This window comes from Bacillus cereus group sp. BfR-BA-01349, from assembly GCF_022663795.1.
Lineage (GTDB): Bacteria > Bacillota > Bacilli > Bacillales > Bacillaceae_G > Bacillus_A > Bacillus_A cereus.
In genome coordinates this window covers 36107-59416 of record NZ_JAKUGE010000014.1, presented here as the reverse complement: position 1 = coordinate 59416, position 23310 = coordinate 36107, and the positions used below count along the sequence as shown (strand labels likewise).

Sequence of the window (23310 nt, the reverse complement as noted above, 5' to 3'; positions counted from 1 at the left end):
CGTTCCTTCACACCTATTGCCTTATTTGAGGCCTTTCACATTATTCGCATTAATTTCTAGCCCGTGTTTTTTTGCAACTTCAGCGATTCGTTCATAGCGACTTAACTTCTCTACTTCAGCTTGTAATTCTTGATTTTCTTTTTGCTGCTGTACAATTTTTTCTTCTATCGTCGCTGCTTCTACATTAACTTGATAAAGGCCTGCTTTATTTCCAATAAACGCGACACAGGCATACAATAAAAAGCCAATAAACGCTACATACAACAGTTTTTCGATTCTTGTAATTTTTGCTTTAACCTTCGGCTTAGCCATCTGCTGTGGGGGCGTTTGAATTTGCACCTCTTCTTGCGCTTGTTGTTTGTACTTTACAGCTAAATTAGTCATACCTCTCTCTCCCTTTTATCGTTTTTCAGCGATTCTCAACTTCGCAGAACGCGCACGATTATTTTCTTCTAGCTCTATATCAGAAGGTAAAATCGGTTTTCTTGTAATAAGCTTTAATTTCGGCTTAAATTCATCAGGAATAATCGGTAATCCTGGCGGCAATTGTGGCGTTGTACTATTTCGCTTAAACGTTGTTTTACAAATACGATCTTCTAATGAATGGAATGTTATAACACTAACCCTTCCACCTGGCTTAACCATCTCAATAGCAGATTCCAATGCTTCTTCAAATACTTTTAATTCATCATTTACAGCTATACGAATTGCCTGAAACACTCGCTTAGCAGGATGCCCACCCGTTCTACGAGCTGGAGCCGGAATACCTTCTTTAATTAGCTCTACTAATTCTCCTGTCGTTTCAATAGCTTTATTCTCACGATAAGCTTCAATTTTTCTTGCAATTTGTTTTGAAAATTTCTCTTCACCGTATTGGAAGAAAATCCTTACAAGTTGTTCATATGACCAGCTATTTACAACATCATACGCTGTTAATGGGGCATCTTGATCCATCCGCATATCTAGCGGTGCATCATGATGATAACTAAAGCCTCGTTCTGGTGTATCTAATTGTGGGGATGAAACACCTAAATCAAATAAAATACCATCTACTTCTGTTATACCTATTTCCTGCAGTTTTTCAGCTAAATAACGGAAGTTACTCTTTACTGTTATAAACTGTTCACCGTATGAAGAGAACTTTTCTTTCGCGTTTTGAATCGCTATCTCATCTTGATCAAACGCTATTAATTTTCCACCTTCAGTTAATTGGGATAATAAATAAGAACTATGTCCTCCTCCCCCCAGTGTACAATCTACATATGTACCATCTGGCTTTATATCTAAGCCGTCTACTGTTTCCTTTAAAAGCACTGTTACGTGTTTAAACATTGTTGCACCTACTCTTTTTCCAATTAATTATGTTGAATGTATCCCTTCCTCTAAACACATATTTCACGCTTAGAGAATGAAATAATACGAAAGAACGACTCATTTAACTTACCAACAAAGGCAACATACTATACAAATCGCTATTTTCTTTTATTATATACTAAATTTTATCATCTTTTGCGGGAATTTAAATAAAAAACTGTCGAAAAAGCGAATAATACGTTTACATTTTGTGCTATTTTGTCATATATTTAAGTATCCAACACAATTGCCATATCTAACATTTTTTGATTGATAATTCAGAAAAAAATCACTTCACAGTAAATTCAACGGAATAAAAATAAAATCCTGCTCCAAAGAGCAAGATTTTATAGTTTTATAACATGATGTTTTCCGTCCCAAGAAAAAGGGTTTTCCATTACACGATCAACGAAATCCAAACCAAACTGATTTAAATAATAACATACATTCCACACACGCTCTTGCGGTGCACCTAATGGACGAAGTGCGAATTGTATACGGCGGAATTTATTTAGCTGAACCTCATACTTTTTCTCAACATTTCTTTTCAACATTCTTTCCAACAGTTCAATTTGTTCATTAATTTTCAATTCGTTTTTCCCTGCAAACGCACCTAACCCTGGCTCTATTTTCTTTACAAATTGCTGTAAAGATGTATGAATATCGGCAATTTCTTTTTTCGCCTTTTCAAAATGATCATCAATCGGTTCCTCTATTTGATTAGACAACCAGTTTTCACGCAGTTTATCGACATCATTTAAAAACGGATCAATTTCTCTCAATTGCAGATCGAATAAATCTGTCGCTATATCTCTCTCCACATAAGTAATTGTAAGACGAGGAACGACAGGTGGCATTTGAAAACCGACAGTATGGAATACTTGTTGTAATTCACTCCAATAAGCTAATTCCCCTGGACCTCCAATAAATGCGAGCGTAGGAAATACATACTCTTGCATAAGAGGACGTGTTACAACATTATTACTAAAACGTGCCGGATTTCTCTCCATCTCTTCAATCAACTCTTCGTATGAAAAGGAATGCGCCCCATCCTTTCCAACAAACTTCCCTTGATGCTCTTCAAGCAATACTCGTTCATTATCTATTTCCATGAATATATGCACTGCATGAGACTTCGTTTCAATAATCGGTTTGTATCCTAGTTCTTTAATTACTTCCTGCTGATTACGAAGGCCCTTTTGTACCTCTTTATACTTACTTATAATTCGCTTGAAAAATGGAATTTCTAACTCTCTTAATTCAGGATGATGTGAATCAACAAGGATTAAACCAGAATTAGCAAAGATTTTCGTAATAAGATGAGCAAAGAAATCTACATACGTATTCGATTTTTTCAAAGCATCATCAACAAATTTTAATACATCTTTTGTAAAATTTGTTTCTGGGTATGTTTTAAAAATCTCTTCAATCCAATTTCTACAATCTTCAACAGAAAGTTCAGACTCAGAAGCACTTGCCTTTTTCGGATTACGGTCATAAAAAATAGTTTTTTTCATCTTTTTATTTTTCGCTACAAAAGTATGATTAATCTCATCCATATCATGGTCTTCACCCGCAATCCAGAAGACAGGGACAACTTTAACTCCTAAACTTTCTTCCTTTTCCTTTGCAAGCTGTAAAATTGAAATAACTTTATGAATTGTATAAAGCGGTCCAGTTAATAACCCCGCTTGTTGTCCAGCTATAACAACATATGTATTTTCATCTCCAAGCGCTTTTACATTTTGAAGTGTAGATTCTCCCGCTTGTAATTTTGTATTATATTCTAATAAATGCGCTACTAAATCTTGGCGGAAAAACTCCCTTTCACGCAAATCATGTAAACGTTGTTTAAAAGCATCTTCTGTTAACATATAATCAAAACATGACTGTATCTCTTTTTTACCGTTCATATAGTCCGCTACAATACCTTGTTGCGGAACAGAGATTTCTTTTATCTCCATATAATTCTTCCTTTCGTATCCAGTTCTCTCACCAATCCACATTGTAGTCAATGTTTCACGTAAAAGCAAAGAATAACACTTATACTCTTGTTTCTAAACCTTTTATTGCATCGAACAAAAATTGAAGTGTCGGAACTGGTCGTTGCTGTTTCTTAGCTTCTTCTAATACATATCCAACAATCGCATTAATTTCCGTCTGTCTACTCGCTCTTACATCCGCTAGCATAGAAGATGTATTACGAGACGTTCCTTCACACACATTTCGTACCATTTGCCATACCATTTCTTTTTCTCCTCTAATAAGAAATGCTGCCTCCTGAAACACTTGCTCCATCATTTGATAAAAAAAACGATTCGTGATTAATTCACCATTCTTAACTCCCAATAGTGCTGTCAACGGATTGATACATACATTTACTACTAATTTTTTATGCATAATCTCTTCCCAATCCGTTTCTATTTGAACTGGAAAATAAGCAACAGGAAAATAATTGAATATTTTTTTAAAATGTATAGATTGACCACAAACCACTCCAAATTTTGTTACCCCTATCCCAGTATGATGAACGATATGCCCTCCCTCTTTTTTCGCACCATGTTCTACAATACCAACAGCTATATTTTTACTCCCTATGTTCAGCATCTTTTGAAGATGCGACATTCCGTTTTGCAAAAAGATTAATGATGATGCCCCTTCCACAAACGGTAGTACGTCATCTATATGATATTGCTTCACAGCAATAAATATATAATCTAAATTTTGCGCTACCATACTTTCTATCGGTAAAACAGATGGATATACTGTTTCACATCTTCCATCTCTAATACAAGTTACACCTATTTCATTTAATTCTTCAGCTTGCTTAGCTGTTCTTGTAAACAACGTAACATCTTGGTTATTTTTTTGTAAATAAAATGTATACAATAGACCAATAGCACCTGGTCCGACAATTCCAATTTTCATTTTCACACAAGGAATTCACACTAAGTGCCCTTGCCTTCCCCCCTTTATATCTTTTTAAAGCACCTGAGCACGCCCTATAATTCCGCTCCTCTGCCCAACAAATATACTCTCATTTTTCACTATGTATGTACCACCTATTAATACGCTTCTACTCTTAGTTTAGCAAATCCTCAAAAAAAATAAAAAAAGAAATATACTATCTTCTTCATAAAAATAAAAAAATGAGTTATACTATTATTATAAATATTTTTACTTTTCTGCATTCAACGAGACAAGAAAAGGATGTGATGTAATGGGATTCCCAAAAGTTGAGCGCTTGCTCATCAATTATAAAACGTTAGATGAATTCAAAAAATTTAAAGGGTGCGGAGCCCAGGAACTATCTATGCTGGAAGAATTGCAAGCAAACATTATTGAAAACGACAGTGAATCTCCATTTTACGGTATTTATTATGGCGGATCACTAATCGCACGTATGAGTCTATATATGAAAAGAAACGGCGGAGAACCATTCGAAATTACAGGTCCCTACCTAGAACTTTATAAACTTGAAGTATTACCAACTTTTCAAAAACAAGGATTCGGGCAAATGCTTGTAAATCATGCGAAACAAATGCAATTTCCTATTAAAACGATAGCACGTATTCATTCAGCTGGTTTTTGGGATAAATTAAATTTCAACCCCGTATCAGTAACTGATGGAGATTTTTATATTTGGCAGCCAGAAGCAAATTTGAATGCGGTTACAAACGAAGAATCGGCTTAAGAAATAAAAAAACAGCTGTATAACAGCTGTTTTTTATTTCTTAAGCTTCTCTAACTTCTCATTCGAGCGAGCATTGTTTCTTTCCGCTACCATTACACTTCTTTTTTGATCGATATAATCAAGTAGTGTTCTATACTCTTCTTCATATACTGATAATCGCTCCAGAAGACGCTCTCTTTCTGTTTGTAATGATTCAACTTGTTGTTGCAACACTGTTAAAGAGTTTTCATCTTTATAATTTTGCAAGAAATCAATAACATCATTCAACGTAATTGACGTAGGTTCTAACACCTTTGTCTCTTTCACTTCATAATTTTCTACTTTACGAAGTTGCTTTGCTTCCTCAATACGTTCTTTATATTGCTTTCTTACGTAAGAATTCCATCTAAACCCACATGCTGCTGGTGTACGAGATAAATTTTTCCCCACTTCCTTAAAGGCAGAAAGTTGTGTTCCACCTTCTCGAATATGCCGGAGTACTACTTCTGCCAGAAGCAAATCTTCATCATCAGTCCAAGCATCTTGTCTTGTTGTCGCCATCTCTCTAGTCCTCCCTATGCATTTTTTATTAAGCATATGCAGTTACTAGAAAAGATAGAATACAACAACTAAAGATTAAGACAAAAAAAATAAACGCAGAAGATATCTTCTGCGTTTATTTTCCCGCAATTACTTGCTGATTACTTCTTTACCTTTGTAAATACCGCATGCTTTACATACACGGTGAGCTAATTTCGCTTCACCACAGCTTGGGCACTCTACCATACCAGGTACTGATAATTTGAAATGCGTACGACGCTTTCTTTTTACTGTTTTAGAAGTTCTTCTAAAAGGTACAGCCATTCTTCCCACCTCCTTAAAAGAAATAGTTATTTTCATATGAAGGCCTGAACCAGTCTTCCGATTATTTGTCAAAAAACTTTGCAAGTCCTGCCAATCTTGGATCAACAGTCTTTTCTTTGTCTTCTTCCGAAATCACTTGCCAGTCTTGACCTTGCGTCGGTGCTCCACCAGAAACATCATCACTGAAAATTTGCATTGGAATCTCCAAAAGTATATTTTCCTTGATTACGGGCAGTAAGTCAAGTACTTCTCCTTCTAAAGAATGAATTTCAGCTTCAGTTTCAAATTCTTCTTGTGAAGTTTGGAACACCTCAGTTGTTTTAATGTCAAATGGTAATGTCACATCTACTAAAGAGCGAGAACATGGTAAAACCATGCTTCCAGTTATATGTAGATGAAACGTAAACTTACCGGAGCCAAAATCAACTCTTCCCGTTACATGAACAGGATTAATTTCACGAATATCTTTCTCGACCTCTTTTAGCTCACTTACATCTACCATCTCATCCAATGTCAATCCTTTATTTCTCAATTTATTCAATTGATGGATGGACCATTTCATATCATATCACCTCAAGGCAACAAACAAAATTATAGCTAGCCATTTTATATTTGTCAATGTTTTTTCTTTACACTATAATGAAGTCATCATAGTAAATAATATATAGAGTATCACGTTTTTCAAAAAGATGCTACATCGAAAGGAGAGATTACCATAAAAGCTGGTGGTATTGTTGTTGAATATAACCCTTTTCATAACGGTCATCTTTATCATGTGCAACAGACAAAAAAGTTAACACAATCTGATATAATAATTGCCGTTATGAGTGGTCCTTTTTTACAGCGTGGTGAGCCCGCACTCATTTCCAAATGGTATCGCACTAAAATGGCCTTAGCAAACGGCGTAGACCTTGTTGTAGAGCTTCCATACGTCTTTGCAACACAAAAGGCTGAAACCTTCGCAAATGGTGCTATTTCCATTTTAAATGCCCTACGTGTTTCTGAAATTTGTTTCGGTAGTGAGGATGGACAAATCGAAAATTTTTATAATACCATCTCCGTACAAAAAAACGAAGAAGAGACTTTTAACTACCTTGTAAAACAATTCATGGACGCTGGTAATAGTTATGCAAAAGCAACATCGGATGCTTTCTCACACATTTTAACATCTGAAAAAAACATAGATATGTCACAACCAAATAATATTTTAGGCTTCCAATATATGAAAGCAATTCTGTCACAAAATAGCTCTATACAAGCTCAAACTATAAAAAGATTTGCCTCTCATTATCATGATGAAACATTTAATGACCAACATATTGCAAGCGCAACAAGCATCCGAAAACAACTCTTTAGCGAAGAAGGATCATTTACAACAATTAAACCTTTTCTCCCACAGGCAACCACTTCGCTTTTAGCAAATTACAAACAAAACTACGAGATATTACATAATTGGGAACAATACTTTTCATTTTTTAAATATAGACTCATGACGATGTCTCTAGGGGACTTACGACATATATATGAAATAGAAGAAGGTTTAGAGCATCGTATTTTATCAAAAATACAAAACAGTTCCTCCTTCTATTCATTCATGGAAGCATTAAAAACAAAACGTTATACATGGACTAGATTACAAAGAGCTTGTACACACATTTTAACAAACACAACAAAAGAGGAAATACGTAGCGCAAATATAGAACAACACGCACCATATATTCGCCTGCTAGGCATGTCACAAAAAGGACAAACTTACCTTTCAAAAAACAAGAAAAAAATCGAACTTCCAATCCTTACTCATACAAAAACATTCGACCATGCCGCTTTAGATATAGAGAAAAAAGCAAACTCTGTATATTTCTCCATCATGCACGAACCGTTACGCACACAACTATTAAAACAGGATATAACACACCATCCTATTCGCTATGATGAAACAACTACAAAATTCCTATAAAAAACCTCTCTATTTCAGAGAGGTTTTTTCCTTATCCATCTTTTCTAAATATATTAACGCATCATCCAGCGTATCTACTGGTACAATTTTCATTTTTGTTTTAATATCCTTTGCAGTCTCAAGTGCATCTTTATAGTTCGATTTCTCCGCACCTTTTTCATTTGGCGCAAAGAACACTTCAGCCCCGGCATCGCTAGCAGCCACCACTTTTTGATTTATACCACCAATTGGGCCCACTTCTCCTTTTTCATTAATTGTACCTGTTCCAGCTATTTCATGTCCTTTCGTTAAGTCTTCTTCCACAAGTTGATTATATATTTCTAATGTGAACATTAAACCTGCGGATGGTCCACCAATTTCATGAGAATTAATTTTCACTTTCGGATCGACCACTAATTCTCTTTCCGTAACGATAGAAACACCTATACCGACACGTCCATTCCCATTAGGAATCGTCTTTACATTTAAATTCTCTTTCAATTGTTTTCCATTTCTCATGTACTCAATACTTACAGCATCGTTTTCTTTTTTCCCTGTCATATATTCAATAAATTGCTCCGTCTTTTCAAATATTTTTCCGTCAACAGCTATAATAACATCACCAAGCTTAAGCTTTCCTTCTGACGGCATTCCTTTTGCCACACCAGCAACTAATACACCTTTATTTTCAAAAGATACTGAGCGATTTGCACGTTTATATGCATTATAAATTGCTGCATTTTGCGAATCTTTCATCGCATAATTTTGGCGAAATTGATATTCTTCATCACTCTCACCTTTTTGCAATATTTCTTCCGCTTTCGAAATATGTGTATATTTATTAAACTGTGCCGCTATTAAATTCACCACATTTGCTGGTCCCATTGAAACCGTAACAAGCATAAAATCACCAGATTCTTTCGTTCCACCCTCAACTTGAACATAAGGCTCTAATTTGGCAGCCATTCCTGGTTTTGTTACATAATACGGTAAACGCACGTAAACAAGTAACATCGCCAATATAACCCCTATTAAGATTGCATATATAAACCGAAAACGCTTAAACATTATGTTTCTCCTTCCACTGCTCAATTAATAAATAAATATTTGAAACATGTTTTTCTGCTTCTACTTCTCCAACTCGAATAATGTCTTCAATGTTTGTAAAAGCACGTGAACTAAATTGCTCTACAGCTGGTCGCATCATTAAATCCGATGCAATTTGCCGATTCATTACAAGCTCATGCTGCATAATTTCAATACTTTGCATAATTACGTCATAAATGGACGTAACATCGCCATTCACCTTAATTGGAGATACATCAACAGCGATAACAATATCGGCCCCTAACTCTTTCACAACCGATACTGGGATGCGATCAATGACTCCACCATCCACTAATAATCTTCCATCTATTTTTTCTGGTACAAACACTCCAGGAACAGATATGCTAGCCCTCACCGCATCTGCAACTGGCCCACTTGTAAAAACCACTTTTTCCCCCTTCAATATGTCAGTAGCCACAACAGCCGTCGGGATATCTAACTCTTCTAAATTTTTATTATATGTAAACATTTTAATCATATCTTTGACACGTTTTCCAGCAATAAATCCCATTTTCGGTACCGTGAAATCTAAATAATACTTCCGCTTAAAAACAGATGCCAATTTATACAATCTTTCAACGTTACTACTTGCCGCATAAAACGTACCTATTAGCGCCCCCATACTACTTCCTGCAATCATGTGAATAGGGATACCGGCTTCCCTTAAAACCTTTATTACACCAATATGAGCAAACCCTTTCGCTCCTCCAGACCCAAGTGCTAAACCAATCTTTGGTTCTTTCATTTTTCTCACCCTTTAATTTTTTTCATTCCTTTTTCATACTTATGGTCTAAATTCACTACGTATCCACGTATACTGAAATGAACGTTTTTTGGGACAAAGGGGGATTTACTTACATGTATGAAAAATGGAAAACCGCTTTCCTTACCATATCAACACTATTTTTAACCTTTTCTCTTGTACTCCACCCCCAAGCCGCTTTGCAAGCTTCTATTCGCGGGTTAAATATATGGTGGGAAGTTGTATTCCCTTCACTACTACCGTTTTTCATCATTGCGGAACTTCTAATTAGTATCGGTGTTGTAAAATTTATTGGCGTTATATTAGAACCACTCATGCGCCCACTTTTTCGCGTTCCAGGGATAGGCGGATTTGTTTGGGCGATGGGAATGGCTTCTGGTTTCCCTGCAGGCGCCAAATTAAGCGCTAGACTACGAAAAAGCAATCTTTTAACTCAGATTGAAGCGGAGCGCCTCGTTTCTTTCACAAATTCTTCCAATCCGCTTTTTATTTTCGGTGCTGTGTCTATCGGTTTTTTTAATAATCCGAAATTAGGAATTATATTAGCCGCTGCCCATTATTTCAGTAACTTTGCTGTCGGATTAATTATGCGTTTTTACGGCGATAATACCGCTTACAAAAATAATACACACACTACAAAAAAACGTCGCTTTCAAAACCCTTTTTTAATTCTTCACGAGACACGCTTACAAGAAAAAAGACCAATTGGTAAATTACTTGGGGATGCCATTGTTTCTTCTATTCAAACATTACTTATGATTGGCGGATTTATTATTTTATTCTCTGTGTTAAATAAAATGATTACTGTATTCCATATTACAGCAGCTCTTTCTTTTATTATGCAACATATTTTATCATTCTTCCAACTAAGTACAGATTTTAGTATACCTATATTATCAGGTATTTTCGAAATGACACTCGGAAGCCAAATGATTAGTCAAATAAATGAAACACCACTCTTACAACAAGCTATGGTAACAAGCTTCATTTTAGCATTTAGCGGTCTTTCTATTCAGGCACAAGTTGCTAGCATATTAGCTGAAACAGATATCCGATTTAAACCCTATTTTTTCGCACGAATTATTCAAAGTATTCTTGCCCCTATTTTTACATTTGTATTTTGGACACCATTTTATGAGAAAGTGAGTTCTTTCTCACCTATGCCAAAAGATATTCCTGTATTTTTATCCGAGCATCCTTCTATACTACATGAACTTTGGACATCTTTTATACATTATGGACCAATTTTTACATTATTTTGTCTATACTTATATGTTATTTTATTATTTTTGCGCACATATAAAGAAAAACCCCGTTCACTTTAACGGGGTTTGAAACTTTTCTTTTAAAGCACGCTCTACAATAGGAGGTACAAGATCTACTACACTTCCTCCATACCTCGCAACTTCTTTTACAATACTCGAGCTTAAAAATGAATATTGGTTGTTTGTCATAATAAAAAATGTTTCAATATTTTCATCTAATTTTCGATTCATAGAAGTAATTTGCATCTCATATTCAAAATCAGAAACTGCTCGTAAACCACGTAATATTGCATTTGCATTACGCATTTTTGCATACTCTACTAATAGCCCACTATGCGAATCTACCTTTACATTCGGGATATCCTTTGTCGCTTCTCGAATTAGTTCTAATCGCTCTTCAACTGAAAAGAATGGTTTTTTTGATGAATTGTTTAAAACGACTACGTACACCTCATCAAATACTTTTGCTCCCCTTTTAATAATATCCAGATGCCCAAGGGTAATTGGATCAAAACTTCCTGAAGAAATAGCTATACTTGTCATTCTGTCCCCTCACCTTCATACTTATAAATCGATATTGCAGTAATCCCATAATTCTCAGCTCGTACTTTTACAAGCCTTCCTATTGAATTAGGTAAAACTACATCATTACCATGCTCTGCCATAATTAATCCATCACTATGTAGCAATCCATGTTGATCCATTACACTAATTAAAGATACAATTTTTTGCTCTTTATATGGAGGATCTATTAATATAAGATCGAATGACATTTCACGTTTTATTAACGCCTTTACTGCACGTTCAGCATCATTTCGATATACTTCAGCTTGTTCCTGTACTCTACAACTTTCTAAATTTTGATGAATTACTTTTATTGCTTTACTATCCCGATCAACAAAAATTACTTTATCGATCCCTCTGCTCAAAGCCTCAATTCCAAGACCACCACTACCACCAAATAAATCAAGGGCGATACCACCATCAAAATAAGGACCTATCATATTAAAAATAGATTCTTTTACTTTATCTGTCGTTGGACGTGTTGTATTACCAGGAACCGCTTTAAGTGGGTGTCCTTTACATTTTCCTGAAACTACTCTCATCTGTTGTCACTACCTTTATTTCAATCTATCGAGCGATTATAGAAAGCCATTCCCACTTCGGTAACAGTTAACAAACCACATTCACCTAACTATAGAAAAACTCAGCCTCAAATAACCTCTCGTTATTTTTATGTATTCATCTCATCATTCACTAATATGAACCCAATATGTATATTAGTTCCACTTTATCTTTTTTATCCTATCACAAAATAAAAAAAAGAAAAATAAAAAGCCCAACATAAAATTTAATTTCATTATGTATATCTTCATTTAGATTGGACATAAATAATTATAACAACATCACCTTCGATGTTGTTGCCAACCGCGGAGAAGACTTACGTTTCCCCATAAGTTCTTCCTCCGGTTTCTCCTCTCCCTTTGCCTTCTTACTAGTACATGCTAGTATAAGAAGGGCCCTGCTATGCAGGGTTTTTTTTCTTTGTGTGCTTTTCATTTAAAAAGTGAAATGGTACAGTAAAAGAAAGAGGAGGAAAAGATATGATTCAACGCTTTATAGAACTTGGAGAAGGCTACTCTGATTTATATGAATTACTTGAAATTGCCAAAACAAATCAAGAACGTATAGCACATATGTTACAATTTGAAACGATAAAAAACGATAAAAAAGTGTGTTCGCTTGTTGTAATATTAAAACCAACTACTACTGGTGATTTCCAACCATTATACATATGTCGTGAAGGCATTCCTGTATTTGAAAATAAAAAAAGTAAACGTGTCATTTTATTTGAAGAAACGGCAGAACAACTCGGGAAAAAAGTGGCTACCTTTACTGTAAAACCATCTACAACTTTCCCAGAAAAAGAACTATTTTTTAATCATTTAATTGGTATTTTACGAATGAACAATTTCATTCCTCCGATGAAATAATGTGTTATTTCAAGTGAAAAATCCCCGGCTAAATTTAGCAGGGGATTTTTTCTATTAGCTATAATCGTATTCTTTTGCTCGATCAGGACGGGAATTTTCAAATTCCGTTTTTAAATACGGGCGATACGACTGTTCTATCTTTTTCACAAAAGGAAGTTTGTTCAACTTATGCATCATATGCTCAATTTGTTCCATATCACAATATACTACAGCATATTTTAATCGTTTTGATATGTAATGTATGTTACCATATTTCCTTAAAATCTTGGCATGTTTCAATGAATGTAAATAAACAATCATACTTTGTCGTTGCCCGAACATAATCTTCTCCATCTTCTCCTTTTAAAAACATATATTTTATATTCTATGAAAACCAATCAGAAATTTATAACATTACAGGACAAACTCTGTATACGTTTTCTTCCAACTTCTAAAAAACGGGGTACATCACCCCGTTTTTTTACAACCACAACCTCCGCCAGTACCACAACCTCCACCACAGCCACCAGCATCAAAGAATGGATTTCCTGTTGGCACTTTAATGGAAGAAGACACTTCCGAACCGATTGCTACACTAACTTCGTCTAATAACTTCTGCAAAGCAGTTTCTGCTCTTTTAAAAGCTGCAACCTTATCATGTAAGTCCACAGAACGCTTTAATTCTCTCATTTTCATCGACACGGTAGTATAGTCAGGATGGTATTTTCCAAAACGCTGTACTTCCTCATACCGTTCTTTCATCGCTGTAAATTGCTGAATTAGCGTCTGAAGTTCCATATCTTCATGTAATTCTCTATAATACTTACGATAATCTTCTGCTATATCTGAACAGATAATCGCTTTTGCAAGCTGCTCTGCCTTATCTAATATTAATACGCTTTCTAGCGTCGCTACAATCATGAGAGACACCTCCGAGTATCCATCATACCACATTTAGATTAGAACTACTAATTGAAGTGACTTACTCAAAAGAAAGATATAACGTAACTATTTTTACACTATATCCGTACACACTTATACATTAATATGTTCCGCTATATTATATTTAAGAACATCCCATTTTCCACTATTTTGTTTCACATAACTAATACACGCATTTTTTAATGGTGTCTTAAATGTAATTTCATCTGGTTCAATGGCATGTAAAATCGCTTTTATCGCGTGTGAGTGAGCAACAATAATAATACGTTTGCCAAAATGAGTTGTCGCAACATCTTCTAAAGCAGCAAAGCAACGAGCTACAATCTCTTCATCTCGCTCCATACCTTCTACTTTACCCTCAGCAATCAACTCTCTAACAGCCGCAACCGGCTTCCCTGAAGCTTCTCCAAAATTCCGTTCAACAAATCGCTCATCTAATAAAATCGATTGTAATCCAACTGCCGTTGCGATTTCATTAGCCGTTTCTTGCGCTCTAATTAACGGGCTACTTATAATGATATCCCACGTTTCTTCTTGTAAAGCAGCTGCACTTTGACTCGCTTGCTTCTTACCAACTTCATTAAGCGGAATATCTTCTCGCCCCTGAATAATTTCTTGAAAATTCCAATCAGTTTGTCCATGTCGTACTAAACAAATTTCCGTCATGCTGCAACTCCTTTTTAAATAATCAACTTCTATTGTAACAAAAGTTCTGCATGACGGACATATTTTTCACTTCCAATTAGGTTGCATTTTGTTGCTTCATATACTGAAACATATCAATCATGATCGAAGCAACGGCCAATTGATTTTGAAACTTTTCCACTTTATCTGGTATCGTTTTTTTGAAATGTTGCATCGCCGCTAACTCAAAAGCCTCTTTTTCTTCAGGATTTCGTGTTAATTTTCTATACCAGTACGGTTGCTCTCTAATATAGCGAGATAAATCCTCATCAGCCTTTATAAACTCCATAATTTCTGCTCTCATCATCTTTCCCCCTAATCCTTTTGAAAGAAAAACGGGTTATTTTCTGAAGTACTTTGCTCTTGCTGCGTACGGTTACCTTGAAATTGCTGAATAACTTGTTGCACGCTCCCAATTGCACTCGTCACATTGGCTAAATGGTTCTGCATTTGTTCCACGTCCAACTTTTTAAAAAAAGAAAGCATTTGCCCCATCACATCAGCAGTTTTTTCCTCTTCAGTTCGATTATCTTTTTCTTTTTTATTTTCTTTTACCGAAGAAAACGCAGGCGCTCCATCCGGTCTATAAGTTGCCCATATTGGATCTTCTTCACCAAGTAAGTACCATTCTTCATAAAATTGTTGCCATGTTTTATGACCACTTCTAACCTCATGAACCATTTTAGGGTGATGGTTTACAAATTCTTTAAACTGTTGAATCGATGGATGTAACGGTCCTTTTGTTGTTGGCATAATCCTCACCTCTCCATGTATATCTACTATATAGTAAGAAAAAAAAGGCGCATGGTTCGCCTATTTTTAGACGATTCATGCACCTTTTTTTCTGCTATTTGCATACGGTCAGATTCCCACCTACAATTCAGTGAATACGAAGTAACTAATTTGGTAATGTGACACCCCACCGCTTACAGTTTCGCTTTATTTTCGAATAAAGTTTTGTGTATAAAATTTATCGTATACACCAACACCTAATCCTGTAAATTGTTCATTTAATAAATTCTTTCTATGCCCCTCACTATTTAACCAACCTTGCACTGCCGCAATTCCATCACTATGTTGCGCCGCTATGTTCTCACCAGCAAGTTGAAATCCTACTTTCCCGCGCTGCAAACGATCTCCTAGTGTACCTAATGTAGGTGAGTCATGAGAAAAATAATTATTGTGTTTCATATCTTTACTGTGACCAACAGCAACATCTGCTGTTTCCTGATCCCATGTTAATAACGGTAATTTATGACGACTTCGAATGATATTTGTTAAATCAAAAATTTGTTGCATATTCCCATTTTCTACTTGTTTTATTTTTTCTGGAGTCAATGGTTGTTCTGCTATTAATTCACCTGAATAAACGAGCTGATACGGTCTTTGGCGTAATAAAGTTTCATCATCCATATAACGAACACCAACAAGCTCATGTGTAAATTGATCAAAATACAATTGCGCCCATCCATCTTCTACAGGTATTAACGGTTGTTCCATGACTTCGGTATCAGATAGCTCAAATTGATAACTATTTTTCCCTCTTTTTAATGAAATTTCATGCGAAAGCGGACTTTTTTTATATACTTCTTCATATTTTTCATTTATATAATAAGGTGGAACCTTAACTTGTTCACCAGCTGCGTATGCCGTTACAACTTTACGTTCAGAAACTCCAAATTGAACATACTGAGTTAAATCCTGGTTGTATACCCACCATTCATATCCGTATGCAGATGGCTCTATTCGAGAGGGTTCTCCCCACTTCGCTAATAAGTTTTCAGAGTCTTCACCAATCATATTTAAAACAGTGTCTGAGGAGTCTTCCTTAATTTGCTTTTTCTTTTTCACAATTTTATTTTCTTGCTTTGATTGAGATGGGGTTAATATATATTGTGAAACGAGTAATTTCCCGTATAAATCAACAGCTAAAATTAAAAATGTAATCATTACGATACGCAATAATTTCTTCAAACGATATACCTCCTGAACAAAACATAAAATTGAGATATACACAAATCCTTTTCTTTCTTTTTGTGTGTACCGTACTCTTTTCACTATATCATATTTTTGTGAAAAAAGTCTGGATTATCCCTTTTCTCTCAATATGAATTGCACTTTCTTATTATTCATACTATTATAAAAATAATGGTGTAACATTAAAAAAGGAGGTATTATATGCAATTTACAAATACGAAATTTAATGGAGCCGTCGTTGAATTAACTCTTTTAACTGAAATCATGGAAAACAACCACTTCGTACTTGCCGGACAGTGGGATTATGAACGAGTTACATACGATTATAAATTTGAAATATTAAAGGATGTTTATTATTTACGAGTGCAAGGAGTTGCTGTTGAAGGTGACATCGGCAGTAGACACGCTGAAGTAAAACTACTTCCCCCCTTATTAGGAAAACATTATTATCCTCACGGCGTTGAATATGGTGATGATGAGACTTTCCCAACGAATGTACTTCAAAAAAGCGAACAACTCCTACAAAATGTCGAAAAAGAGTTAAAAGAATTTCAAATTATTGATTAACAAAAACAAGCGCATCAATATGATGCGCTTGTTTTATTTCCCTTCCCTAAGAATGAATCGTTTTTTTTACTGGATATCCATAAATAGATCCATCTTTTACTTTAATCTCATCTTCCCAAGGAACCTTATATTTACCTTCAGCTAAATCTTTTACAAACGTATATGGATTTTCTTTCACCCCACCAGGAGTTGCTACATATCCTCTTGAACCTAGATTATATATATTATTTTCCAATCCCCATCCTAATCTAGCCTGATCTGCTAGTTCTGGATATACTTCAGCAGTAACAATCTCCCACGGATTTCGATGACCCTGTACTAAAGTAGTCCCATCAAAGTTACATACTTGTCCTTCACCAAAGTAATAAAATACACCATCATAACCCGCTAAGTTTACCGACAATGTATACATTAAATTTTGCCCTGCATTTGAGCGATTGGTTAGCATCCATTGTTCACTAACTTGTGTACTATATCCAGAAATACGAATTAAGACATTTGCACCTTTATAGGCCGCTTCACGAGCTACTTCAGGGAACATGCCATCATGACAAATACAAACAGCTAATTTACTTCCTCCAGGTCCATCACAAACAGGTAAGCCTAAATCTCCAGCTTTCCAAGGCTCGACTGGCACCCAAGGATTTAGCTTACGATACTTCAAAATCATTTCACCTTGTGGATCAATAATAACTGCTGTATTATATGGCTCTCCACCATCAGGATTTTTCTCCATTATTGAAAAAACACCATATACTTTAGATTCTTTACATGCCTCAGCAAATAAGTCTGTTTCTGGCCCAGGCACTGTGCATAAAAATTCTTCTGTAGTCCATTTTTTTGTATTGAGCCCTTGTGTACTATATTCAAGAAATACTATCTATTCTAAACCAGGGTAACCTGATTTGGTCGAATGAATTGTTTTTATGATTTGTTGAATTTGTTTATCAATGTCTGCACGCGATTCTACTACTGGTACTGGATATTGAATTAGTGCTGTCAAAAAACCACTAATCGGCTTTACCATACTTCCACTACTACCCATTTAAACTCCCCCTTAAAATAGTTCGTGTTTATTAAAGATAACAATATATATTTGTAACTCTCTAAAAAACTTGCACTACATATGGAATTATTACGCATGAAAGCTAGTAGTAAATTTTATCTCCACTTTTAGTACACGCCTACACTAACTTAACATAAAAAGTTAGAAAATTCAATCTTTTTAAAGGTAGCTAAAACTAAAAAAGAAAAAGCGCATGGAATCCCATACACTTTTTTACTTAGTCTGTAAATACGGCGGCAATTGTTGCAACTGCTCCTTATCCTTTTCACGTTCTCTACGTGCCCATCTAAAGAATACATAGCCTATAATTGTACCGTATACTATTTCCTGGACAATTTTCATTATAATACCACCAGTTTGCTGGTCTTGTACGACTGGCATCCAGTGCAAAAATTCTGGTCCCGTTATATTCAAATCTGATAAAGTGTCCGCTGGTACACATAGTTCCATCGCTTTCATCCAAGCAGCTGGATCCGTATACGTTGCAAATAACGGCGCTGTCGCAAAAATGATTAACGCACAGGCAGGCGTTAATAATATGCCGTTAGCAAACATATAACCAAGTTTCTTTATATCACTTAACGTTTGATATTCTGGTAATGGATTTAACATCGGCCACCACATCATGATTGCTGTAAAAAACAATATAGCGAGACAAATAGGATGAGCTATTTGACTTTGTTTTACTGTATCAAAAACAACTGGTAAATGATAAAAAGAAAACAGGCCGTTAAATACAAACAACGCAATAAGTGGTTTAGCAAATGCCTTTAATATAATTTGAACGAACTTAAAAGAAGTAATGTAACGATATAACCAAATTGGTATACCAAGCAACAGTAACGGTGGAACTGCAATATACATGACTGCCATTTCAAACATATGAGCACTAAATATAATATGGCCAATTAAATCAATAGGTCCTCCCTTTACAAAATACAAAAGAACAATACCAGTCGTAAAATAAAAAATTTGCTTCTTACTTACCTTCGTCGCATTTTCAAATCGCATTCTATATGGCCCAATAATTAAGAAGTACCCAATAAGAATTGAAAGCATAAATAATAAAAAGATTGGACTCCATAAAGCCTGAAAACCAAATATCCACAAGTTACTCATTTTCACACCTACCTTCGTAAGGTTATCTCATAATATGAAGAGGGAGCTGTGACAACACAAGCTCCCTTATTTTTCACTTTTCAAATCCACACGATTGTCATAAAAGCTAAAATTGTAATTAATCCTATTAGCAGACCAGAGTAAAGAAAGAAACTTGCTGCTTCATGTCCTTTATGACTCATATGCATAAAATAATACAATTGAAAAATTACTTGTACCACTGCTAATAGTAAAATAAACGGTACAGAGAAAATCGGACTAAAAGTTTTTGGATACGCCACTGCTACAAATGCAACTAATGTTAAAAAAATCATTAATGCAAACGTAATAACTTGATGCCTCATTTCCTCCGCACTTTTTCTCTTCCGATAAACAAGATCAACTTTAGGATTATTCGTTTGCTTTATCGCCATTGTTTATCCCACCATTCCCATTAAATATACTACAGTGAAAATAAACACCCAAACTACGTCAATAAAGTGCCAATAAATCGATGCAACATAAAACTTCGGTGCATTGTATAAATTTAGACCTCTCTTCGCATTTCTAAAGATTAATGTTAAAATCCAACATAACCCAAACAATACGTGGAGTCCATGTGTACCAACAAGAGCATAAAACGCAGAGCCAAACGCACTACTTCTCATAGTATGCTTAAATTCATGTGTATAATGATAAAACTCATATATCTCAAATCCTAAAAACCCTAAACCTAGCAATACTGTTACTAGTAACCAAAGCTGCATTTTCTTAAAGTTAAAGTTTTTCATGTGATACATCGCATATACACTCGTTAAGCTACTCGTTAATAAAAGCATCGTCATAATAAAAACGAGTGGCATTTGGAACATCTCTTGAGATGTTGGTCCACCATTTGTAGAATTCTTTAACGCTAAATATGTGCCGAATAATGAAGCGAACAGCACTGTTTCGCCTCCAAGAAATAACCAAAAACCGACAAACTTATTTTTCCCTTCAAGGGTTGCTTTTTCAGACTCTGCTGGAAATGTTTCATTCGTTAATTTTTCATCTACATGCATTATGCCTTGCCCCCCTTATCCTCTAAATCTTCTTTATGAATATGATACCCATGATCATCAATTACTGAACGTAGGAACATTGCGCCAAATGTAATGATTAAACCAATAATTGCTACTAATAACCAGAACTTATCTTTTCCGCCCTGCATATACATCGCACCAAATGCCGCTATAAACAATCCGAAAGAAATGACAAATGGTGAAAACGAAGGATTTGGCATATGAATATCACCAACTGGTTCCGCTGCTGTCATCTCTTTATTACCTTCACGTTTTTCAATCCAAAACGAATCTAATCCGCGAACAAATGGTAATTGTTTAAAGTTATATTCTGGTGTCGGTGCTGGCATTGTCCATTCTAATGTACGTGCATCCCACGGATCACGACCAGCTTTTTCTTTTGATACTGTCGTTTTAATTACATTGAATAGAAGAACAATCGTTCCAAGAGCCATAAACACCGCTCCGATAGAACTAATCATATTCCCCATTTCCAACCCTTGCCCTTCAAGATATGTGTAGTAACGGCGTGGCATACCAATCAAGCCAAGGAAATGCTGAATAAAGAACGTTAAATGGAAACCGATAAAGAATAACCAAAACGTTATCTTTCCTAATGTTTCATTTAATACTTTATTGAACATCAGTGGCCAATAATAATGGGCTCCTGCAAGTAAACCAAATACAACACCGCCAACGATTACATAATGAAAATGCGCTACTACGAAATAGTTATCATGAAATTGATAATCAGCTGGTGCAGATGCTAGCATAACCCCTGTAACTCCACCCATTACGAATGATGGAATGAAAGCTACTGCCCACATCATTGGTGTCGTAAAACGAATACTTCCACCCCACATTGTAAAGAGCCAGTTGAATATTTTGATACCAGTCGGAACCGCAATCGCCATTGTTGCAACTGAGAAAATAGCATTAGCAACTGGACCAAGTCCAACAGTAAACATATGGTGCGCCCATACCATAAATCCTAAAAATCCAATTAATACCGTCGCAAACACCATCGATGAATAGCCAAACAATCGTTTTTTCGAAAATGTCGCGAAGATTTCCGAGAATATTCCGAAAGCTGGGAGTATAAGAATGTATACTTCTGGATGACCGAAAATCCAGAATAAATGCTCCCATATAATTGTATTCCCGCCCAATGCCGGATTAAAGAAACTTGTTCCAAATAAACGATCTAACATTAAAAGTCCTAATCCTACAGTTAACGGCGGAAAAGCGAATAATATAAGCGAAGATGTTACAAATGTTGTCCATGTAAACATCGGCATACGCATATACGTCATTCCTGGCGCGCGCATATTAATAATGGTTACAAGGAAGTTAATTCCTCCAATTAATGTACCAATACCTGAGATTTGCAAGCCGAGTACATAGAAATCAACACCATGACCTTTAGAGGCTAAAGCTAAAGATGCATAAGATGTCCATCCTGCATCAGGTGCTCCACCTAAAAACCAACTTAAATTTAAAAATACTCCACCAAAGAAAAATAACCAAAATCCGAGTGAATTCAAAAACGGGAACGCTACATCACGTGCACCAATTTGAAGTGGTACAGCGGCGTTCATAAATGCAAACACGAGTGGCATAGCTGCGAGGAAAATCATTGTTGTACCGTGCATCGTTAATACTTGATTATAAGCATCCCCAACAAGAAAAGCGTTGTTAGGAATTGCTAATTGAAGGCGAATAAATAGAGCTTCTATTCCGCCTATTACAAAAAACAATCCACCTGCAATTAAATAGAGAATGGCAATCTTTTTATGGTCTACTGTCGTTAAATAATCCCATATGACAGCACCCATCCCCTGTTTTTTTGCTACAGAACTCACGTTTTCAACCTCCCCTTCGCGAATAATCCCTCTTTACTTTTCAACTTTTAACGTTTGTAAGTATGCATTTAATGCATCAATTTGATCATCCGTTAAGTTGCCATATTTGCCAGTCATTTTGTTTCCTGGCTTCATATTTTCAGGATCCTTCAGCCATTTTTTTAAGTTTTCTTCATTGTTTTCGGCAATACCGGCAACCATATCGCGATCCGCAAAGTTTGCTAAGTTTGGTGCGATACGAGCGGAAGGTGGTCTACTATCATTAGATCCAACTGCGTGACAACCAATACAGCTTTTATTAAATATTTCTTGGCCCTCTTGCGCCTTTGTTGAAGCTACTTCTTTTTTTTCATCAATCTTCTTCATATCAGCAAGCCATTTTTTGTACTCGCTTTCATCTAAAGCTTTCACTTTAAATTGCATTAAAGAATGTGATGGACCGCAAAATTCTGTACAAAAACCATTATAAGTCCCCGATTTATCTGCCTTTAACCACATTTTGTTCACATTGTCTGTATTTGTATCCATTTTCCCTGCTAAAGATGGAACCCAAAATGAGTGTTTAATATCGGCACCCTTCAAATTTAAATACACTTTCTTACCTGTGGGGATGACCAAATCTTGCGAAGTTACTATCTTTTCTGATTTATAAGAAAATTCCCACCAATAAAGATTCGCTGTTACATCAACAACGATAGTATCTTTATCAATATTCTTTTTCTCCATCGCACTTACATCAGCAAGTTTAAATGTATATGTAACCGTTGGAACAGCTAAGATTAGTAAAAGAATAATCGGAATAACTGTCCATATAATTTCTAGCTTGTGATTCCCTTCAACTTGCTCTGGAATATAATCTTCCTGACCTTTCTTTTGTCGGAAACGCACAATTACATACAAGAAAATAATAGTAACTACTAGTACTACTCCTACCATGATTGCACTAGCCAGTAGAAGTAAATCATATTGCATTTTTGCTACTTCTCCTTGCGGAATTAAAGTAGATTGAAAGGCTTTACCGCATCCCCCTAACAGTAAAGCCAGCAGTGAAACGAACGAAAGCAGTCGCCACTGTTTCTTCATACAAACAACCCCCACTTTCCTTGTGAATTAGATTGT

Annotated in this window: 27 protein-coding genes and 1 pseudogene; 5 read left to right on the top strand and 23 right to left on the bottom strand. The window is 35.6% G+C overall.

Translation table 11 applies throughout. The features are described 5' to 3' along the window. Positions 1-21 precede the first annotated feature (21 nt). The 4 genes from ftsL to panE form a co-directional block, all read right to left on the bottom strand. Positions 22-384, bottom strand: coding sequence for a cell division protein FtsL (gene ftsL / locus MR169_RS10250; protein ID WP_000182804.1), 363 nt, complete (start codon positions 382-384; stop codon positions 22-24). A gap of 15 nt (positions 385-399) precedes the next feature. Then, complete coding sequence (gene rsmH, locus MR169_RS10245) at positions 400-1332, bottom strand: 16S rRNA (cytosine(1402)-N(4))-methyltransferase RsmH (RefSeq protein WP_000472508.1); 933 nt, start codon at positions 1330-1332, stop codon at positions 400-402. Positions 1333-1700: 368 nt separating this feature from the next. Then, positions 1701-3317, bottom strand: a complete 1617-nt coding sequence (gene bshC / locus MR169_RS10240; protein WP_193533122.1) for a bacillithiol biosynthesis cysteine-adding enzyme BshC — start codon at positions 3315-3317, stop codon at positions 1701-1703. Between the two features lie 79 nt (positions 3318-3396). After that, a complete protein-coding gene (panE, locus tag MR169_RS10235) occupies positions 3397-4281 on the bottom strand; it encodes a 2-dehydropantoate 2-reductase (RefSeq protein ID WP_016118560.1) in 885 nt (294 codons plus the stop codon). A gap of 292 nt (positions 4282-4573) precedes the next feature. Here panE and MR169_RS10230 point away from each other — a divergent pair, with 292 nt between their 5' ends. Next, positions 4574-5047, top strand: a complete 474-nt coding sequence (locus MR169_RS10230) for an N-acetyltransferase (protein ID WP_000506695.1) — start codon at positions 4574-4576, stop codon at positions 5045-5047. A 33-nt stretch (positions 5048-5080) separates the two neighbouring features. Here the strand turns inward: MR169_RS10230 and MR169_RS10225 are convergent, their stop codons facing one another. From MR169_RS10225 to MR169_RS10215, 3 genes are all read right to left on the bottom strand, one after another. Continuing rightward, positions 5081-5587, bottom strand: a complete 507-nt coding sequence (locus tag MR169_RS10225) for an RsfA family transcriptional regulator (RefSeq protein ID WP_000246468.1) — start codon at positions 5585-5587, stop codon at positions 5081-5083. A 129-nt stretch (positions 5588-5716) separates the two neighbouring features. Next, on the bottom strand, positions 5717-5890 hold the full coding sequence (gene rpmF, locus MR169_RS10220) for a 50S ribosomal protein L32 (RefSeq protein ID WP_242319351.1): 174 nt from the start codon (positions 5888-5890) through the stop codon (positions 5717-5719). 61 nt (positions 5891-5951) lie between these two features. Beyond that, positions 5952-6452, bottom strand: a complete 501-nt coding sequence (locus tag MR169_RS10215) for a YceD family protein (protein WP_000872149.1) — start codon at positions 6450-6452, stop codon at positions 5952-5954. Positions 6453-6665: 213 nt separating this feature from the next. Here MR169_RS10215 and MR169_RS10210 point away from each other — a divergent pair, with 213 nt between their 5' ends. Further along, on the top strand, positions 6666-7847 hold the full coding sequence (locus MR169_RS10210; protein WP_242319350.1) for a nucleotidyltransferase: 1182 nt from the start codon (positions 6666-6668) through the stop codon (positions 7845-7847). A 9-nt stretch (positions 7848-7856) separates the two neighbouring features. Here the strand turns inward: MR169_RS10210 and MR169_RS10205 are convergent, their stop codons facing one another. Together MR169_RS10205 and MR169_RS10200 are read right to left on the bottom strand one after the other, a co-directional pair. Continuing rightward, positions 7857-8894, bottom strand: coding sequence for a SepM family pheromone-processing serine protease (locus MR169_RS10205; protein ID WP_000476294.1), 1038 nt, complete (start codon positions 8892-8894; stop codon positions 7857-7859). Beyond that, positions 8887-9678 carry a patatin-like phospholipase family protein gene (locus MR169_RS10200; RefSeq protein ID WP_000662590.1) on the bottom strand — a complete coding sequence of 264 codons (792 nt, stop codon included), beginning with the start codon at positions 9676-9678 and terminating at the stop codon, positions 8887-8889. The genes MR169_RS10205 and MR169_RS10200 overlap by 8 nt, the downstream gene beginning before the upstream one ends. A 113-nt stretch (positions 9679-9791) precedes the next feature. On the opposite strand from MR169_RS10200, the gene ylbJ reads away from it, so the two are divergent. Next, a complete protein-coding gene (ylbJ, locus tag MR169_RS10195; RefSeq protein WP_044795376.1) occupies positions 9792-11021 on the top strand; it encodes a sporulation integral membrane protein YlbJ in 1230 nt (409 codons plus the stop codon). On the opposite strand, the gene coaD is transcribed toward ylbJ, so the two are convergent. Both coaD and rsmD read right to left on the bottom strand, forming a co-directional pair. After that, positions 11013-11504, bottom strand: a complete 492-nt coding sequence (gene coaD / locus MR169_RS10190; RefSeq protein ID WP_000200601.1) for a pantetheine-phosphate adenylyltransferase — start codon at positions 11502-11504, stop codon at positions 11013-11015. The two genes, ylbJ and coaD, sit on opposite strands and share 9 nt — an antisense overlap. After that, positions 11501-12067 (bottom strand): 16S rRNA (guanine(966)-N(2))-methyltransferase RsmD, encoded by a 567-nt coding sequence (gene rsmD, locus MR169_RS10185; protein WP_001266981.1) that lies wholly within the window; start codon positions 12065-12067, stop codon positions 11501-11503. The genes coaD and rsmD overlap by 4 nt, the downstream gene beginning before the upstream one ends. A gap of 498 nt (positions 12068-12565) precedes the next feature. On the opposite strand from rsmD, the gene MR169_RS10180 reads away from it, so the two are divergent. Then, positions 12566-12955 (top strand): DUF7147 family protein, encoded by a 390-nt coding sequence (locus MR169_RS10180; protein ID WP_000616017.1) that lies wholly within the window; start codon positions 12566-12568, stop codon positions 12953-12955. Between the two features lie 54 nt (positions 12956-13009). Here MR169_RS10180 and MR169_RS10175 read toward each other — a convergent pair whose 3' ends face one another. The 6 genes from MR169_RS10175 to MR169_RS10150 all read right to left on the bottom strand — a co-directional run bounded on the left by MR169_RS10175 (position 13010) and on the right by MR169_RS10150 (position 16534). Then, positions 13010-13276, bottom strand: a complete 267-nt coding sequence (locus MR169_RS10175) for a YlbG family protein (protein WP_002082261.1) — start codon at positions 13274-13276, stop codon at positions 13010-13012. Between the two features lie 126 nt (positions 13277-13402). Then, positions 13403-13855, bottom strand: coding sequence for a YlbF/YmcA family competence regulator (locus tag MR169_RS10170; RefSeq protein ID WP_000634366.1), 453 nt, complete (start codon positions 13853-13855; stop codon positions 13403-13405). Between the two features lie 114 nt (positions 13856-13969). Next, entirely contained in the window at positions 13970-14542 is a 573-nt protein-coding gene (locus tag MR169_RS10165; RefSeq protein WP_000134947.1) for a histidine phosphatase family protein, read from the bottom strand. A 76-nt stretch (positions 14543-14618) separates the two neighbouring features. After that, the gene (locus MR169_RS10160) at positions 14619-14864 is read right to left on the bottom strand and encodes a YlbE-like family protein (protein WP_001200990.1); all 246 of its coding nucleotides are present in this window, start codon (positions 14862-14864) and stop codon (positions 14619-14621) included. 11 nt (positions 14865-14875) lie between these two features. After that, a complete protein-coding gene (locus tag MR169_RS10155; protein WP_001143324.1) occupies positions 14876-15313 on the bottom strand; it encodes a YlbD family protein in 438 nt (145 codons plus the stop codon). Positions 15314-15499: 186 nt separating this feature from the next. Beyond that, positions 15500-16534 (bottom strand): CAP domain-containing protein, encoded by a 1035-nt coding sequence (locus tag MR169_RS10150; protein WP_242319349.1) that lies wholly within the window; start codon positions 16532-16534, stop codon positions 15500-15502. A gap of 204 nt (positions 16535-16738) precedes the next feature. Between MR169_RS10150 and MR169_RS10145 the strand changes: the two genes are divergently transcribed. After that, the gene (locus MR169_RS10145) at positions 16739-17104 is read left to right on the top strand and encodes a YugN family protein (protein WP_001160947.1); all 366 of its coding nucleotides are present in this window, start codon (positions 16739-16741) and stop codon (positions 17102-17104) included. Between the two features lie 46 nt (positions 17105-17150). On the opposite strand, the pseudogene MR169_RS10140 reads toward MR169_RS10145, so the two are convergent. The 6 genes and pseudogenes from MR169_RS10140 to coxB all read right to left on the bottom strand — a co-directional run bounded on the left by MR169_RS10140 (position 17151) and on the right by coxB (position 23274). Next, a pseudogene (locus MR169_RS10140) lies at positions 17151-18149 on the bottom strand (formamidase). Between the two features lie 234 nt (positions 18150-18383). Further along, positions 18384-19289, bottom strand: coding sequence for a cytochrome c oxidase assembly factor CtaG (ctaG, locus tag MR169_RS10135; protein ID WP_000069021.1), 906 nt, complete (start codon positions 19287-19289; stop codon positions 18384-18386). 80 nt (positions 19290-19369) lie between these two features. Then, positions 19370-19702 carry a cytochrome c oxidase subunit IVB gene (gene ctaF, locus MR169_RS10130; RefSeq protein ID WP_000985706.1) on the bottom strand — a complete coding sequence of 111 codons (333 nt, stop codon included), beginning with the start codon at positions 19700-19702 and terminating at the stop codon, positions 19370-19372. Between the two features lie 3 nt (positions 19703-19705). Next, positions 19706-20329 (bottom strand): cytochrome c oxidase subunit III, encoded by a 624-nt coding sequence (gene ctaE / locus MR169_RS10125; protein ID WP_242319348.1) that lies wholly within the window; start codon positions 20327-20329, stop codon positions 19706-19708. Continuing rightward, positions 20329-22164, bottom strand: a complete 1836-nt coding sequence (ctaD, locus tag MR169_RS10120; RefSeq protein WP_242319357.1) for a cytochrome c oxidase subunit I — start codon at positions 22162-22164, stop codon at positions 20329-20331. The genes ctaE and ctaD overlap by 1 nt, the downstream gene beginning before the upstream one ends. A gap of 60 nt (positions 22165-22224) precedes the next feature. Beyond that, positions 22225-23274 carry a cytochrome c oxidase subunit II gene (gene coxB, locus MR169_RS10115; protein ID WP_242319347.1) on the bottom strand — a complete coding sequence of 350 codons (1050 nt, stop codon included), beginning with the start codon at positions 23272-23274 and terminating at the stop codon, positions 22225-22227. Between the last annotated feature and the right edge of the window lie 36 nt (positions 23275-23310).

Bases quoted from the DNA above. Each gene is read 5' to 3' on its own strand.
- MR169_RS10175 (WP_002082261.1), bottom strand. From the start codon at position 13,276: ATGTTCGGGCAACGACAAAGTATGATTGTTTATTTACATTCATTGAAA.
- MR169_RS10155 (WP_001143324.1), bottom strand. From the start codon at position 15,313: ATGCCAACAACAAAAGGACCGTTACATCCATCGATTCAACAGTTTAAA.
- MR169_RS10215 (WP_000872149.1), bottom strand. From the start codon at position 6,452: ATGAAATGGTCCATCCATCAATTGAATAAATTGAGAAATAAAGGATTG.
- MR169_RS10230 (WP_000506695.1), top strand. From the start codon at position 4,574: ATGGGATTCCCAAAAGTTGAGCGCTTGCTCATCAATTATAAAACGTTA.
- MR169_RS10160 (WP_001200990.1), bottom strand. From the start codon at position 14,864: ATGAGAGCAGAAATTATGGAGTTTATAAAGGCTGATGAGGATTTATCT.
- ctaF (WP_000985706.1), bottom strand. From the start codon at position 19,702: ATGGCGATAAAGCAAACGAATAATCCTAAAGTTGATCTTGTTTATCGG.
- rpmF (WP_242319351.1), bottom strand. From the start codon at position 5,890: ATGGCTGTACCTTTTAGAAGAACTTCTAAAACAGTAAAAAGAAAGCGT.
- MR169_RS10145 (WP_001160947.1), top strand. From the start codon at position 16,739: ATGCAATTTACAAATACGAAATTTAATGGAGCCGTCGTTGAATTAACT.
- rsmH (WP_000472508.1), bottom strand. From the start codon at position 1,332: ATGTTTAAACACGTAACAGTGCTTTTAAAGGAAACAGTAGACGGCTTA.
- coxB (WP_242319347.1), bottom strand. From the start codon at position 23,274: ATGAAGAAACAGTGGCGACTGCTTTCGTTCGTTTCACTGCTGGCTTTA.
- MR169_RS10165 (WP_000134947.1), bottom strand. From the start codon at position 14,542: ATGACGGAAATTTGTTTAGTACGACATGGACAAACTGATTGGAATTTT.
- coaD (WP_000200601.1), bottom strand. From the start codon at position 11,504: ATGACAAGTATAGCTATTTCTTCAGGAAGTTTTGATCCAATTACCCTT.
- ftsL (WP_000182804.1), bottom strand. From the start codon at position 384: ATGACTAATTTAGCTGTAAAGTACAAACAACAAGCGCAAGAAGAGGTG.
- MR169_RS10200 (WP_000662590.1), bottom strand. From the start codon at position 9,678: ATGAAAGAACCAAAGATTGGTTTAGCACTTGGGTCTGGAGGAGCGAAA.
- rsmD (WP_001266981.1), bottom strand. From the start codon at position 12,067: ATGAGAGTAGTTTCAGGAAAATGTAAAGGACACCCACTTAAAGCGGTT.
- ylbJ (WP_044795376.1), top strand. From the start codon at position 9,792: ATGTATGAAAAATGGAAAACCGCTTTCCTTACCATATCAACACTATTT.
- MR169_RS10180 (WP_000616017.1), top strand. From the start codon at position 12,566: ATGATTCAACGCTTTATAGAACTTGGAGAAGGCTACTCTGATTTATAT.
- ctaG (WP_000069021.1), bottom strand. From the start codon at position 19,289: ATGAGTAACTTGTGGATATTTGGTTTTCAGGCTTTATGGAGTCCAATC.
- ctaE (WP_242319348.1), bottom strand. From the start codon at position 20,329: ATGCATGTAGATGAAAAATTAACGAATGAAACATTTCCAGCAGAGTCT.
- MR169_RS10205 (WP_000476294.1), bottom strand. From the start codon at position 8,894: ATGTTTAAGCGTTTTCGGTTTATATATGCAATCTTAATAGGGGTTATA.
- ctaD (WP_242319357.1), bottom strand. From the start codon at position 22,164: ATGGGTGCTGTCATATGGGATTATTTAACGACAGTAGACCATAAAAAG.
- MR169_RS10225 (WP_000246468.1), bottom strand. From the start codon at position 5,587: ATGGCGACAACAAGACAAGATGCTTGGACTGATGATGAAGATTTGCTT.
- MR169_RS10170 (WP_000634366.1), bottom strand. From the start codon at position 13,855: ATGATTGTAGCGACGCTAGAAAGCGTATTAATATTAGATAAGGCAGAG.
- bshC (WP_193533122.1), bottom strand. From the start codon at position 3,317: ATGGAGATAAAAGAAATCTCTGTTCCGCAACAAGGTATTGTAGCGGAC.
- panE (WP_016118560.1), bottom strand. From the start codon at position 4,281: ATGAAAATTGGAATTGTCGGACCAGGTGCTATTGGTCTATTGTATACA.